This is a genomic window from Ekhidna sp. (genome assembly GCF_039960695.1).
Taxonomy (GTDB): Bacteria; Bacteroidota; Bacteroidia; order Cytophagales; family Cyclobacteriaceae; genus Ekhidna.
Map to the genome: position 1 here is coordinate 23,773 of NZ_JBDVKP010000006.1, position 14,087 is coordinate 37,859.

Here is a 14,087-nt window from a genome sequence, read left to right on the forward strand (position 1 = left end):
ATTTTAGTAGTTACCCATTGACTGATTTTCCAAAGCGGAAAGTCTCAATACTTCAGCGTACTCTTCATCACTCAAATCTTGATAGAAGAAATTGACAGGGTTCACCTTCTTATTGTCTTTGATCACTTCATAATGAAGATGTGGAGCAGTCGATCCTCCTGTATTTCCAGAGTATCCGATGACCTGACCTCTTTTCACTTGCTGTCCAGGCTTAACAATGAACTCGCTCAAGTGAGCATAAAGTGTCTGATATCCAAAACCATGTTTGATTTTGATGTGCTTACCATAACCTGAAAACTTAGTTTTTGCGTAAACAACTTGTCCATCTCCAGTTGCATATACAGGGGTTCCTGTAGGTAACGAAAAGTCAGTTCCTGTATGCATCTTTCTCACTTTATAAATTGGGTGCATACGATAGCCAAAACCTGAGGCCAGTCTTTTTAACTCTTTATTTGAAACAGGTTGAATTGCAGGCATACTGGAAAGTAATGCTTCTTTATCTCTTGCCATACTCATGATATCATCATAAGACTTGGTTTGAATATACATTTGCTTTTTAAGCTTATCAATACGCTGCATGTTGTTGAGAATCAACTCCTCACGTTCCAGCCCTTTTTCCAAAAGATCTCTGTATCTATTCGAGCCTCCTACTCCAGCAGTTCTTATTTCATCAGGAATTGGCTCAACGCCAAATACAACTCGATAAATATCATCATCACGCTCTTCCAATACGGATAACATCTGATTTGCTTCTGCAATATCATTTTCAAGTAGCTCGTAGTAGAGTTTTAATTCCTCGTTTTCTTTTCGAAGTGTAGCCTTAGCTGGTGATTCGAAGTAATGATCTGTGACGAAAAAGATTCCTAATCCAATGATCGAAGAAACAACTAGAAAACCTAACAGGTTAAGCACTATGTCCCAAGAAGAGACTTTTATGCGCTCGTACCGGCAAGATTCAGTGTCATAGTAGTACTTAATTTTAGCCATGGGTTGATAGGGTAATTGTCGTAATTTTGTAAAATAAATTTTTCAGGTGGTTTACAAAATACCGGTGCAATTTACGGATAATTGAGATTTTTTCATAATTACAAGATTTTACAGTAACATTCTAATTTTTCATTCCTAAATGGATTCCAAAGCAATCAGGAAAACTTTCCTTGACTTTTTCGAAAGCAAAACTCACAAAATCGTTCCTTCTGCGCCCATAGTGGTACAAAATGATCCAACTCTCATGTTTACAAATGCAGGGATGAATCAGTTTAAAGACTATTTTTTGGGCAATAAGGTTGCGGAAAATAAAAGAGTTTCTGATACACAGAAATGTTTGCGCGTTTCAGGAAAACACAATGACTTGGAAGAGGTAGGTATCGATACTTACCATCATACAATGTTTGAAATGCTCGGAAACTGGTCTTTTGGCGATTATTTCAAAAAAGAAGCTATTGAATGGGCCTGGGAACTTCTGGTAGATCATTTTAAGCTACCCAAAGAGCGGTTTTATGCTACCATATTTGAAGGTGATAGTACCGAAAAATTAGATCAAGACACCGAGGCAAAGGAAATCTGGATGAAATTTCTACCCGAGGATCGCGTGCTGAACGGTAGCAAAAAAGATAATTTCTGGGAAATGGGTGAAACAGGACCATGTGGTCCATGTTCGGAGCTACATATTGATCTTAGACCGCAAAGTGAGGTAGATAAGATTCCAGGAAAAGACTTGGTCAATCAGGATCATCCACAAGTAGTAGAAATATGGAACCTTGTATTTATTCAATACAATAGGCTTGCAAATGGAACTTTGGAAAACCTGCCCGAAAAACATGTAGATACAGGAATGGGCTTTGAGCGTCTGGCTATGGCTATTCAAGGCAAGCAATCCAATTATGATACGGATGTCTTTCAACCAATGATCCAGTGGATTGCAAAAAAAGCTGGATTAGAGTATGGAAAAGATGAAAAAACCGATATTGCTATCCGAGTTATATCGGATCACATTCGAGCAATCTCATTCACCATTGCAGATGGACAACTTCCAAGTAATAATAAGGCTGGCTATGTCATTCGTAGGATTTTAAGAAGAGCGGTCCGTTATGGATATACTTTTCTAAACTTCAAAGAGCCGTTTTTATACGAGATGCTGGATATTTTGGTAGATCAATTTGATGGTGTTTTCCCGGAACTAACTGGCCAGAAAGATTTCATTGCTAAGGTGATCAAAGAGGAAGAACTTTCTTTCTTGAGAACATTGGATAATGGCCTGAAGAAGCTTGATTCTATTACTTCCGGAAAGTCCAGTGTAATTGAGGGCGCTACTGCTTTCGAACTGTATGATACTTATGGGTTTCCACTTGATCTCACAGCTTTAATCGCCCGAGAGAACAATATGGAGATAGATGAAGCCGGCTTTCAGAAGGAAATGGAAGTGCAGAAAAATCGCTCTAAGAGCGCTGGGAAGCAAACAACAGGAGATTGGAATGTAGTAAATGATGGTGAGGAAATCACATTCCTAGGCTACACGGAGATAAGTGCAACCACCCAAGTACTTCGATATCGGGAGGTTAAGCAAAAAGATAAAGTCCAATATCAACTCGTCTTAGAAAAAACGCCATTCTATGCCGAAAGTGGGGGTCAGGTAGGAGATACCGGTTATTTGCTGTTTGGTGATGAGAAAATTGAAGTCATCGATACGAAGAAGGAAAACGATCTGATCGTACACTTTGTAAAGAAGCTGCCTCAACGGATAAATGGAGAAGTACGCGCTGTAGTTAATGAAAGTAAAAGAAGGCTCACTGAAAACAATCATTCAGCTACTCACTTGCTTCATGCAGCTCTTCGCCAAGTATTGGGAGAGCATGTACAACAAAAAGGGTCACTTGTAAATGATAAAATTCTTCGTTTCGATTTTTCTCATTTCGCAAAGATGACAGATGAGGAAATAGCAAAAGTCGAAAGCATCGTCAATGAAAAAATCAGGAAAAACATTGAGCTGAATGAAAAGCAAAATGTACCCATAGAAACAGCAAAAGAGATGGGAGCAATGGCACTTTTCGGTGAAAAATATGGCGACTTTGTTCGTGTGATCACATTTGATCGTGACTATTCAGTAGAATTATGCGGGGGAACGCACGTTCCTCAAACGGGTAACATTGGCATATTTAAGATTGTGAGCGAAGGGTCTACAGCAGCAGGAGTTCGTAGGATTGAAGCAGTCACTGCTTTACAAGCAGAAAAGTATTATCAACAGAAACTCGATTTGATGGATGAATTGGAAGAAATGCTGAAGCATCCAAAAGATTTAAAGAAGGCAGTTGAAAATCTGATAAAAGAAAATCTTTCCAATCAAAAGAAGATTGAAGAGATGAATCAACAACAAGCCGGGCAAATCAAAAATCAGTTGAAAAATTCTGCTAGTGACGTAAACGGTAAAAAATTAATTACCTATAAAGGTGATTTCCCATCCGCAGATAGTATGAAACAAGTAGCATTCGATCTTAAAAGAGAAGTTGATAATCTTGTACTTCTAGTTGCAGCCAACATTGATAATAAACCGATGTTAACCGTGATGCTATCAGATGAGTTGGTTAAAAATGGACTAAACGCAAATGATGTCATTCGAAAGATGGCAAGCGCCATTAAAGGAGGCGGAGGAGGTCAGCCTTTCTATGCAACTGCTGGTGGCAAAGATCTTTCAGGCCTAGATGAAGCGCTTAAGCTTGGCAAAGAGATGATCACAAGTTCTTAAATGAAAAAGGAAGCTAATACCGACTATCAACTTGTAGTTGGACTGGAGGTTCACATCCAGCTATCCACTGAAAGTAAGCTTTTTGCTTCGGATTCCACTGCTTTCGGACAACCACCCAACACCAATGTGGGTGTGATCACATTGGCACATCCGGGTATTATGCCAAAGCTGAATAAGAAAGCTGTAGAATATGCAATTCGGATGGGTCTTGCTTGTAATTGTGAGATATCGAGGTATTGCATTTTCGACCGGAAGAATTATTTCTATCCAGACCTGCCTAAAGGGTTTCAAACCACTCAGGACAAAACACCAATCTGCATTGGAGGTGAAATACCAGTGCAGCTGAAGGACAATTCTGTGGTTTCAATAAAACTTAATCGAATACACCTGGAGGAGGACGCGGGTAAATCCATTCATGATGAAGAGTCAAATGATTCACTAATTGATTTAAATAGAGCTGGAGTGCCTTTAATTGAACTGGTAACTGAACCAGTTATTGGATCGTCTGAAGAAGCAATGGCTTTATTGACGGAAATCAGAAGAATTATCCGGTATCTCAATATTTGCGATGGCAATATGGAGCAAGGATCTATGAGATGTGACGCTAATATTTCTGTGAAAAAGAAAAACGATTCGCAGTTGGGTAAAAAAGTGGAGGTAAAAAACATGAACTCTATTCGCAACGTGGGTCGAGCTATTGAGTTTGAAATGAAGCGACAGATTCAATGCATAGAAAATAATGAAGAAGTGATCTCAGAGACTCGTTTATTTGACGCAATTGCAGAAAAAACATCAAGCATGCGTACCAAAGAAGAGCTAAATGATTACCGCTATTTTCCAGAGCCTGACTTGAGCCCATTTGAGGTATCACCAGAATGGTTGAGTGAAATAGAAAAACAGATGCCGACAACACCGTACGAATTACGCGCGAAGTTCGCTAATGTCTATGAACTGTCAGACTATGATGCTACGGTACTCATCGACAACAAAGAGCTAGCAACTTTTTTCGAGACAGTATGTGAGAAAACGCATCATTATAAACAAGTTGCAAATTGGATTATCGGACCCATTAAGTCTGTTCTGAATGAGCATAAAGAAGAACGAATACCTCTGACTGCCGATCAATTGGCTGATTTAGTAAATGCAATAGCATCAGGAGCCATAAACTCTTCTGTCGCCACGAAGAAAATTTTCCCAGAGTTGATCCATCAAGCCAAATCATTGGCTGAAATTTTGAATGAGCTTGAACTCCCAACTAATTCACAGGAAGATATTTCAGATGTAATTTTGCATGTCATGAGCACTTTTCCGGATGAGGTAAAAGCCTATCAAAATGGAAAGAAAAATTTGATTGGTATGTTTATGGGAGAAGTAATGAAAAAAACCAATGGAACAGCAGATCCAAAGAGGACGAACGAACTTTTGAGAGATGCGTTAGAAAAAAGAACTAATTAGTGATGATGAAAAATACGTTGATTTTAGGCCTTTTATTAATATTAATTGGATGTAATCAGTCATCTAATGAAGGCGTGAAGCTCTCTGGAAATTTAGAACAATTCCCAGCAGGTGGCTTTGCATATTTGGAGAAAGTGACAGAAAAGGGAATCGAACCACAGGATACGCTTGCTGTAGCTGCCGATGGTTCATTCAGTGCGAATTTAGAAATCAAAGAACCGGCATTCTACAGAGTTAATTTCAACGGCCGTCAGATCATTACTTTGATTCTTACCGGCGAAGAATCTGAAGTTGTGGTGAATGCAAATGGAAATGACCCTAGAGGATTTTCTGAAGTATCTGGTTCATATGATACAGAATATAAGAGACAAATGGATGATATGATGCAAACATATCGTGGGCAAATCCAGCAGATACAGCAAGTTCAACGTCAGGCTCGAGTAGATAATGATGCTCAGGCGTTTCAGAGTGCGCAACTTCAGATGATGGATCTCGCAAAGCGAACTGAAGGCGAGTTGAAAAGCTTGATTCGTGAAGCGAGTCCATCGCTAGCAGCTTTTTATGGCATGCAAATGATTGATGCCAATCAGAATGTTTATTTCATCGACTCCATAGCCTCTCAACTACAAGCGGAAATGCCTGAAAACTTTCATGTGCTGAGCTTGGTTTCAAAAGTGTCTACCAATAAGAGTTTGGCTATTGGAAAGGAAGCACCGGAAATTGCCCTTCAAAATCCAGATGGTGAGGTCATTAAGTTGAGCTCATTGCGGGGCAATTATGTACTTATTGACTTTTGGGCAGCTTGGTGTCGACCATGTCGAGCTGAAAATCCCAATGTAGTTCGTCTTTACAATGAATATTCAACCAATAACTTTGAAATACTTGGAGTTTCGTTGGACCGCACACGGGACAAATGGCTTCAAGCAATTGCTCAGGATGGACTACCGTGGCTTCATGTATCCGACTTAAAATACTGGAAAAGTCAAGCAGCTCAAGATTATCAAGTAGGTGCAATACCCGCTACATTTCTCATCGATCCGGATGGGATTATAATTGCCAAGAATTTAAGAGGTCCAAGTTTGGTGGCCAAGCTTAAAGAAATATTTGGATAGTCAACGGGCTTATCCAAGAAGTAGAAAGAGTTTTTTTTGTTATTACTAGGGGTCTTAGAACCATTAGTTGACAAATAAGTATAAAAACCTAAACTCACTACCAATGAAACTTAAACTCACTACCTACTTATTTTCGTGTACTATTCTTTTCTCAATCTTGGCAAATGCGCAAGAAGCGGAAGCTCCTGTAGGTGATACCATTCTCGAGAACGAAAACCCTTACCGAAAAGGCCAGACTAAATGGCTTAATCAAAATGAATTTTATACTGAAGGATATGACTGGAGCGATCCGGAAATCAATCTATTCCTTAACAAGGCTGTGAAAAGACGATCTACTAGCAATGCTTTGGGCATAGTGGGCGGAAGTATTCTTGTACTTGGGCTAGTAGCCAATATCACTGGGAGTTTAGTGCATAGTATTTCAGACTCAAATCCTAATGAGGAGTATCAGGTAATTAAAGGGCCATATTATCTGGGTGGGGCATTAGTTGTCACATCTGTTGCTCTAAGTTTTGATGCGATAGCTAAACTGAATAAAGCAAAGAACGCTAGAGATAAGAAATTTAAATAATCAATCCCGCTTTGGGCGAGAAATAACGCGAGTAGCAGGTCTCTTTTCCTCAGCTTCCGGGTTTACCTCATTTTCTTTTTTCTTTCCTCGATATTTTATCTGAAGTCCCTGTAAGAAGTTTCTTAGAAATTGATCCTTGCATATTCTGTACTGTTTTTGAGTGGGCTTACGGAAGAAGGCATTGATCTCGTGTTTGCTCACTTCAAAATCAGCCAGATCCAATAGCGCTACAATGTCTTCATCTCGCAGATTTAAGGCAATCTTGATCTTTCGAAATATTAAGTTGTTATTAAGGCTTTTTTCAGGTTTGGGTTGTTCACTATCCTTTTTTCCACGATGTTTAATGATTAGTCCATTGAGAAAAGCTGCAAGATCTACATCATAGATAGGCTTTTGATCTTCTTCATCTTTCTTAAGCCAATCACTGATTTCTGTACGAGTGACTTCCTTCCCGCCATTCTTAAAAAGCTTAATGACCTTATCGTCGCTAAGATCAAATGTGTATCGAATGCGCCGAAGGATGTCGTTGTTGTTCATATCTCACTCATTGGTAGCTGACCAAACATCAAAAGGTATCAACAAACTTCTGTAGTGCTGCCCATAGCTTAGCCTTTTCCTGAATATCTCCTGATATCTGATCGAGCGGTTTGGAGCAAAGAAATTCACTGTTCTTATAAGGAATTGGCGCATAGAATGCCTTTGCTTCAGGAACGAATACAAGTGCTTTTTTGAAATGCACTGATTGATCAAACCCTCCACCAAAAATCTTGTACTGGTCCTGAGGGAGCTTACATGCATCTATGATTTTGTGTAAAAGCTCTATATCTGCTGTATTGTTGCTGCTATGGAAAACTGCAAAAGTAATTTCGCCAGGATCCTCTAAATCATGATGGGGTATTTCAGGTGATTCTTGTGGCGTTTCAATATGAGTCGGTGTCTCTCCTGTTTCAGAAACTGCCTTTTTTTGCTCTTTCTGGCCTGATTCTTTAAAATCTTGATCATCTACTTTTTGTCCTGACTTCTCTTTCGAGGAGATGGCTTTTGGCTCAGCATCTTCCTCTTCCGACTGACTTTTCACTTGTCCTTCAGTGTTTTCGTCTTGAGGCAGCAAGTAGATTTCCTCAGTTATTAACAGATGTAGATGCTCTTGTTCCATGGATTAGTCTTCCATATCAAATATAGACTTTAGTTCTTTGGCTTCACTGGGTTTCATGCGTTTGCCAAGTACTAATCTAAGTTGTCGTCTTCTCAGAGCTCCTTCATACAGTTCTTTTTCGAAATCTGTCTCTGGCTCAACCAATGGAATATCTATTGGCTTACCCGATTGATCAACTGCCACAAATGTGAAGAAGGCTCTGTTGGTATGCACTTTCTTGTCGGCTGGGATATCTTCAGCTATCACTTCCAAATATACCTCCATGGATGAGTTAAATGCACGTGTCACAAAAGCAGAGATAGTTACTGTGTTTCCTTTACGAATAGGCTCAGAAAAAGAGATATTGTCTACAGAGGCTGTTACTACGATTCTGTTGGAGTGCTTTTGTGCAGCGATAGCTGCGGCTATATCCATCCAGTGCATCAGTCTACCCCCCATAAGATTGTCGAGGCCATTGGTATCGTTTGGAAGAACCAACTCTGTCATGGTTACAAACGAATCCTTACAGTTTTTCACTTTTTTCATATGTAGATTTTATATCTGAGTTATAACCTTACTCTAGCGAGTTATGTGCCTTACGCTGGGATTTAACTATCGACGCATTTTTTTAATAAATAAGTTACTTCAAGTGGACCAGCCTTTTGCGCCTCGCAAAGGTACAAAGCTAAAATGGTCGAATTGCTTCTTTTTTATTTTGTTTTCATCCATTTTTTGGATCAAAACCATAGATTGTATGTCATTGTTCCCTACAGGTATCACTAATCTACCGCCAATTTTTAGTTGCTGAATTAGCTCTTCAGGTACTGTAGGAGCTCCGGCTGTCACTATAATGCCATCATACGGCGCAAATCGAGGCATCCCCTTAGATCCGTCACCCTGATACATATGAGGTTGATAACCAAGTTTAGGTAAAAAACGAATAGCTTTTTGGTACAACTTCTTTTGGTATTCAATGGTATAGACTTTGGCTCCCAACTCTACTAGTACACACGCCTGGTATCCAGATCCGGTTCCTATTTCCAGAATTTTATCACCCGGTTTGACTTGAAGCAACTGTGATTGAAATGCCACAGTGTATGGTTGGCTGATGGTTTGACCAGCTTCAATCGGGAAGGCTTTGTCCTCATAAGCATGAGAATCAAAAATTTTATCAAAGAAGAAATGACGAGGAATCTTGCTTATTGCGTTTAAAACAGCTTTGTCTGTTATGCCTTTCTTTGCAATCCCTGAAACCAATTGCTTCCGTAAACCTTTATGCTTGTAGGTATCTTCCAATTCACTTATTTTGAAGCCTAAATTTAATCAGCGTGTTTACAGGAATAGTCGAAACAGTAGGGAAAGTAGAAGAAATAAATCATCAAGGGGCAAATGTTGATTATGCGATTTCATCTAAAATATCTAATGAACTAAAAATAGATCAAAGTGTCTCGCATAATGGTGTGTGCCTCACGGTGACTAAAGTCTTAGGGGGAATACATTGGGTAACTGCTATTGATGAGACACTGAAAAAATCAAATATTGGAAATGCACAGATTGGAGATTTGTTAAATCTTGAGAGGTGCATGAAGGCAGACGGGCGATTTGATGGACACATTGTTCAAGGTCATATTGATTCAACTGCTATTTTAAGGTCTGTAAAAGATGAAAATGGGAGTTGGTTGATGATATTTGAACTGGAAAAGGAGGGACTTGTCGTTGAAAAAGGGAGTATTTGCATTAACGGTACAAGCCTCACTTGTTTCAACGTTGATAAAAAAATCTTTTCTGTCGCGATAATTCCATATACATTTGAATATACCAACTTCAATCAGCTGGCAGTTGGTAGTGTTGTAAATATTGAATTTGATATTATTGGAAAGTATATTCACCTAATCCTAAATAGAAAATAGATGGCACTTAATTGCATGGTGGTAGATGACGACAAAATGTCGCGTCTCGTTATTAAAAAATTTATAGATAAGACTGACTCACTGGTACTATCTCATGATCTTGATAATACTCAGGAAGCACACGATATCCTTTTAGGAGAAAGTGCCAATGATGTAGATGTTGTATTTCTGGATATTGAGATGCCTGGAATGAGTGGTTTGGAGCTTGTAAAATCCCTTCAACATGCATATAATGTAATTCTGGTAACGTCAAAAAAAGAGTATGCAATTGAGGCTTTCGAAGACTCGGTAGCTGACTATTTGGTGAAGCCTGTGGAGTATGAACGCTTCATGAAAGCGGTGAATAAGGTGAAGGAGACGCTGGAGAAAGAGAAGCTCATTGCCGAGCAAGAGGATCACATCTATGTAAAAAGTGATGGTAAACTCTTTAGATTAAGTTATGATCATATCCTTTTTGTAGAGGCTCTTGCAGACTATGTGATATTTAATACCGAGAGCGGTAAAAAGCACATTGTTCATCACACAATGAAGGGAATTGAGAAGCGACTTCCGGAAAGTATTTTCAGTCGTGTGCACCGAAGCTACATTATCAACAGAAATAAGATTCATAAAATAGAAGATTTACAAGTCCATATTGGAGAGAAGACTTTCTCAATTGGAGCTTCCTACAAAGAGTCCTTAATGGAGAAGTTTAACCTTCTTTAGATTTTCGCGTGGGATCAAATAATTACTAGGTATTGGCTGGTCTACTCGATCCAGTCAATGCCTTTTTTTAAAAATTCCAAAGTTTCTTTTTGTAGCACTGTTTCTGGGACATGATCATATTCCCAGTTAGCTTCCGGAGGTAGACTCATTAAAATTGACTCTGTTCGTCCGTTGGTATCAAGTCCAAATTTTGTCCCTTTGTCGTGAACGAGATTAAACTCAACGTATCTTCCTCGTCTAATCTTTTGCCACTTTTTGTCTTCTTCTGAATAAGCCTTATCTCTTAATTCATCCACCGCATCAGTGTAGGCTGGAATGAAGGTTTCGCCTACATCATTTACAAAATTCCAATATTCTTCCTTTGACTTCCCACCACTTTCAGTTAATCGGTCGAAGAAAATTCCACCGATTCCTCTGGTCTCGTCTCTGTGCTTGATAAAGAAGTAATCGTCTGCCCATTCCTTGAATTTAATATAGAATGATGGATCGTGCTTGTCGCAAGTGGACTTCAGGAGTTGATGAAAGGTTTTGGCTTTTTCAGGAATTACTACATGGGGAGTAAGATCTATTCCTCCTCCAAACCACCAGACTCCATTACTCATTTCGAAGTACCGCACATTCATATGAATTATTGGTACCCATGGGTTATTTGGATGCAATACAATTGATACGCCAGTGGCAAAAAAGTCTGTTTCTGATAAGTTGAGCGCTTGTAGAATTTTGTCGGGAGTTGGTCCTGATACTGCTGAAAAATTCACACCTCCTTTTTCAATTAGATGGCCATTTTTAATGACTCTTGATCTACCACCGCCACCTTGCTGTCTGATCCACTTATCTTCTTTGAACGTAGATCTTCCATCTAGCTTTTCTAATGAAGTGCATATAGAATTTTGAAGTCCTCTAAACCAATCTGCTATTTCTTCTTTGCTAATTTTCTCCATCAAAACGGATATCCAATACCAATATTTATTTCTGAATTTCGGCTGAAATTTGAGAATAATTCATTGCCAACAAATCGCTCGCCTTTTTTCTGTGCGGGATCGAATAGTTTCATTCCCAGATCCACTCTGAAGATGAGAAATTGTAAATCAAATCGTAAACCGATACCTGTTCCAACCGCCATCTCTTGCATGAAACTATTGAATTGGAAAACTCCATCATCGCCTTCGTCATCTACTCCTACGAGAGAGTTTCGTACGGTCCATATATTCCCAGCATCAACAAAGATGGCCCCTTCAAGAAATCCAACAAGATCCTGTCTCAATTCAATACTAGACTCGATCAATAATTCTCCTCGCTGTTCATTGCTATAATCGATGAATTCGGTCGGATTTTCATTGGCGTCCTTTTCAAAAATCCCAAATGCTCCTGGCCCAAGTCGTCTGGGCCTCCAGGCCCTAATACTACTACTTCCCCCTGCAAAGAAATATTTTTCATAGGGCAGTGATTTATTATCCCCATAGGGGTAAGCCAGACCTACATTTAATCGAAAAGCCAGATTTGTATTACGTGTCAGTCTTTCAATCTTTCTAAGATCGATTTGAGATTTAGCAAACTGATAAGTTTCGAGACTATCACCAAACAATGAGTTGCCTAGAACATTGTTGAGATTGCCACCAATTTCTGCATTGAACTGGACATACCCACCATCTTGTCCATTTGCATAATCTCCCAGATAAAGATCTAAACGGAATGCAGTACTACTCACAATGGCTGAATTAAAAGCTAGAGCATATGGGTTATTGTCTGTGGTAAGTGAATCAAGGAAAGACTGAAATTCACTTGTTGTGGTTGCGTCTGTCAAGCTAAGTTGAATTGGTATGAGTGTATATTTTATTTGATCTCTAACTTGCCAGCTATATGCCCAAGTACCACGATAAGTCAGTCGTTTATATTCATTGATTCGATCTTCAAAGGAAAAACTGAATGATACCCTGGTTTTTGGGTTGAATCGACCAATCTTATTTTTGTAGTAAGATCCAAGGGGAAATAAAAACTGAGGAAAGGTAATAGCGGCTTCAGCCCCAAATTGACGCGAAGTGTAATTGCCGGCAAATCCGGTTTCCTCGCGCACGGATTGCAGGTCTTCTAACTTCGCATTTGCATCCAAACTTAATATCTCAAGAGTTCTAAATGTATTCCTGTTTTTAAGATTGATATTTACAAAAGGCCCTGGCCTGCCTTGTGTCCGAGATAAACCAAATTCACTGGAGGTTTGGTATTTGTCAAATGATGAGGTAAAAATATTCGCTACGAAGTAGTTTCCAGTTGTGTCGTAATTGATATTAATAAATTTGAAATTGTCCAAATATGACAGTTGCCTTTGGGTTTCAATAGTCAAATTCCTACTGTATGGATCATCTTGCTCCAGCGGAACCCTCCATTCTAATACTTTTTTTGAATATCGATTTTTTCCAAATTTGAAGGTGATATCCCGATATTTTTCCTGAGTTCTATTAAAAGTTTCATTCACACTAGCGTCTGTAATGAATACGATGGAATCCAGGTAGAATATTTTATGCTTGTTTTTCCCCGAAGGGTTTTTGATTATTTCACGCACTATAACAGTATCGCGACCTAATTGAACAGAATCGATTTTGAATTCTAAGTATTGCTTAGAAAATTCATAGTATCCATTGTTTAAAGCCAGGGTATGGATAAAGTCTCTTTCTTTGCTTAGTTTTTCTTGTTCGTAATAACCTTTTTTTAATGGTGATTTATCAAGGTTCTCAAAAATAAGCGCTCGTAAAACTGTATCTGCAATATCATATTGAATGCTATCAATAACATATCTAGTGTTTAATTCGATGTTGTATTTGAGATCTATGTATCTATCATTATGTCCAAACCACCCACTAACCCAGTTTCTTACACTTCGAGCAAACTTTCCGACAGCACCTAAACTATCAATATGAGTAGTGTCTATTTGAATAGAAGCGTCGAAATATCCTTGTGATGATAGATATTGGCTCATTTTTTCGGAAGATAGCCTGGAACTCAAATGGTTATAAATGGAGAGAGGTTCTCCCCAGCGCATAAGCTGATTTCCTTGTTTTACTTTTCTGTTTTTCTTGTCGTACTTTTTAGCTTTTTTGTTTCTTAGTTTCAACCTTTTTGCGTCGGTTTTGGCAGCATCGATCTTCTGGTCATACTTAGCAGCAAGTGAGTCACGTTTGGCAATGGCTTTCTGCTGATCGTAACCTTTGAAGATCCATCCATTTTCGCCCAGCTTGTATAAGTGAGCTAGGTGGGTGAAGGGGTATCCAAATAGAATTCGTGTGTTGGCTTCTTGTTCGTAAAGTCCTTTTGCATCGTCCTCTAAAGAACCGGAAAGTCCGTTAACTCTTTGTGTAGCTAAAATTTGCTGATCATCAACTAAAAATTTAGAGCCCAGGCAGGAGGTAAGGAATATGCCTGCGAATAGTGATATTTGGCTTAGTTTAAAAAATCGCTTCAA

The 14,087-nt window shown here is 39.0% G+C and carries 13 protein-coding genes; 6 read left to right on the plus strand and 7 right to left on the minus strand.

What is annotated here, in order from left to right; genetic code table 11:
• Positions 1–3 precede the first annotated feature (3 nt).
• The gene (locus ABJG98_RS03940) at positions 4–987 is read right to left on the minus strand and encodes a M23 family metallopeptidase (protein WP_348278174.1); all 984 of its coding nucleotides are present in this window, start codon (positions 985–987) and stop codon (positions 4–6) included.
• 139 nt (positions 988–1,126) lie between these two features.
• Between ABJG98_RS03940 and alaS the strand changes: the two genes are divergently transcribed.
• From alaS to ABJG98_RS03960, 4 genes are all read left to right on the plus strand, one after another.
• Entirely contained in the window at positions 1,127–3,742 is a 2,616-nt protein-coding gene (gene alaS / locus ABJG98_RS03945; RefSeq protein ID WP_348278175.1) for an alanine--tRNA ligase, read from the plus strand.
• Complete coding sequence (gene gatB / locus ABJG98_RS03950; RefSeq protein WP_348278176.1) at positions 3,743–5,197, plus strand: Asp-tRNA(Asn)/Glu-tRNA(Gln) amidotransferase subunit GatB; 1,455 nt, start codon at positions 3,743–3,745, stop codon at positions 5,195–5,197.
• A gap of 2 nt (positions 5,198–5,199) precedes the next feature.
• Positions 5,200–6,309, plus strand: a complete 1,110-nt coding sequence (locus tag ABJG98_RS03955) for a TlpA disulfide reductase family protein (protein WP_348278177.1) — start codon at positions 5,200–5,202, stop codon at positions 6,307–6,309.
• A 103-nt stretch (positions 6,310–6,412) separates the two neighbouring features.
• A complete protein-coding gene (locus tag ABJG98_RS03960; RefSeq protein WP_348278178.1) occupies positions 6,413–6,880 on the plus strand; it encodes a hypothetical protein in 468 nt (155 codons plus the stop codon).
• Here ABJG98_RS03960 and ABJG98_RS03965 read toward each other — a convergent pair whose 3' ends face one another.
• The 4 genes from ABJG98_RS03965 to ABJG98_RS03980 form a co-directional block, all read right to left on the minus strand.
• Positions 6,881–7,417: a DUF1456 family protein gene (locus ABJG98_RS03965; RefSeq protein WP_348278179.1), complete on the minus strand. Its 537-nt coding sequence runs from the start codon at positions 7,415–7,417 to the stop codon at positions 6,881–6,883.
• Positions 7,418–7,445: 28 nt separating this feature from the next.
• On the minus strand, positions 7,446–8,036 hold the full coding sequence (locus ABJG98_RS03970; protein WP_348278180.1) for a hypothetical protein: 591 nt from the start codon (positions 8,034–8,036) through the stop codon (positions 7,446–7,448).
• 3 nt (positions 8,037–8,039) lie between these two features.
• Positions 8,040–8,561: an acyl-CoA thioesterase gene (locus ABJG98_RS03975; RefSeq protein ID WP_348278181.1), complete on the minus strand. Its 522-nt coding sequence runs from the start codon at positions 8,559–8,561 to the stop codon at positions 8,040–8,042.
• 99 nt (positions 8,562–8,660) lie between these two features.
• The gene (locus tag ABJG98_RS03980; protein ID WP_348278383.1) at positions 8,661–9,320 is read right to left on the minus strand and encodes a protein-L-isoaspartate(D-aspartate) O-methyltransferase; all 660 of its coding nucleotides are present in this window, start codon (positions 9,318–9,320) and stop codon (positions 8,661–8,663) included.
• A 23-nt stretch (positions 9,321–9,343) separates the two neighbouring features.
• Here ABJG98_RS03980 and ABJG98_RS03985 point away from each other — a divergent pair, with 23 nt between their 5' ends.
• Together ABJG98_RS03985 and ABJG98_RS03990 are read left to right on the plus strand one after the other, a co-directional pair.
• Positions 9,344–9,925: a riboflavin synthase gene (locus tag ABJG98_RS03985; protein WP_348278182.1), complete on the plus strand. Its 582-nt coding sequence runs from the start codon at positions 9,344–9,346 to the stop codon at positions 9,923–9,925.
• Positions 9,926–10,630 (plus strand): LytTR family DNA-binding domain-containing protein, encoded by a 705-nt coding sequence (locus tag ABJG98_RS03990; RefSeq protein ID WP_348278183.1) that lies wholly within the window; start codon positions 9,926–9,928, stop codon positions 10,628–10,630.
• Positions 10,631–10,671: 41 nt separating this feature from the next.
• On the opposite strand, the gene hemF is transcribed toward ABJG98_RS03990, so the two are convergent.
• Both hemF and ABJG98_RS04000 read right to left on the minus strand, forming a co-directional pair.
• Positions 10,672–11,571, minus strand: coding sequence for an oxygen-dependent coproporphyrinogen oxidase (gene hemF / locus ABJG98_RS03995; RefSeq protein WP_348278184.1), 900 nt, complete (start codon positions 11,569–11,571; stop codon positions 10,672–10,674).
• On the minus strand, positions 11,571–14,087 hold the full coding sequence (locus ABJG98_RS04000; RefSeq protein ID WP_348278185.1) for a BamA/TamA family outer membrane protein: 2,517 nt from the start codon (positions 14,085–14,087) through the stop codon (positions 11,571–11,573). Before ABJG98_RS04000 ends, hemF begins: the two co-directional genes overlap by 1 nt.

Excerpts from the sequence above, each read along its gene's own strand:
- gatB (WP_348278176.1), top strand. The coding sequence starts at position 3,743 with ATGAAAAAGGAAGCTAATACCGACTATCAACTTGTAGTTGGACTGGAG.
- ABJG98_RS03975 (WP_348278181.1), bottom strand. The coding sequence starts at position 8,561 with ATGAAAAAAGTGAAAAACTGTAAGGATTCGTTTGTAACCATGACAGAG.
- hemF (WP_348278184.1), bottom strand. The coding sequence starts at position 11,571 with ATGGAGAAAATTAGCAAAGAAGAAATAGCAGATTGGTTTAGAGGACTT.
- ABJG98_RS03955 (WP_348278177.1), top strand. The coding sequence starts at position 5,200 with ATGATGAAAAATACGTTGATTTTAGGCCTTTTATTAATATTAATTGGA.
- ABJG98_RS03960 (WP_348278178.1), top strand. The coding sequence starts at position 6,413 with ATGAAACTTAAACTCACTACCTACTTATTTTCGTGTACTATTCTTTTC.
- ABJG98_RS03965 (WP_348278179.1), bottom strand. The coding sequence starts at position 7,417 with ATGAACAACAACGACATCCTTCGGCGCATTCGATACACATTTGATCTT.
- ABJG98_RS03970 (WP_348278180.1), bottom strand. The coding sequence starts at position 8,036 with ATGGAACAAGAGCATCTACATCTGTTAATAACTGAGGAAATCTACTTG.
- ABJG98_RS03940 (WP_348278174.1), bottom strand. The coding sequence starts at position 987 with ATGGCTAAAATTAAGTACTACTATGACACTGAATCTTGCCGGTACGAG.
- ABJG98_RS03990 (WP_348278183.1), top strand. The coding sequence starts at position 9,926 with ATGGCACTTAATTGCATGGTGGTAGATGACGACAAAATGTCGCGTCTC.
- alaS (WP_348278175.1), top strand. The coding sequence starts at position 1,127 with ATGGATTCCAAAGCAATCAGGAAAACTTTCCTTGACTTTTTCGAAAGC.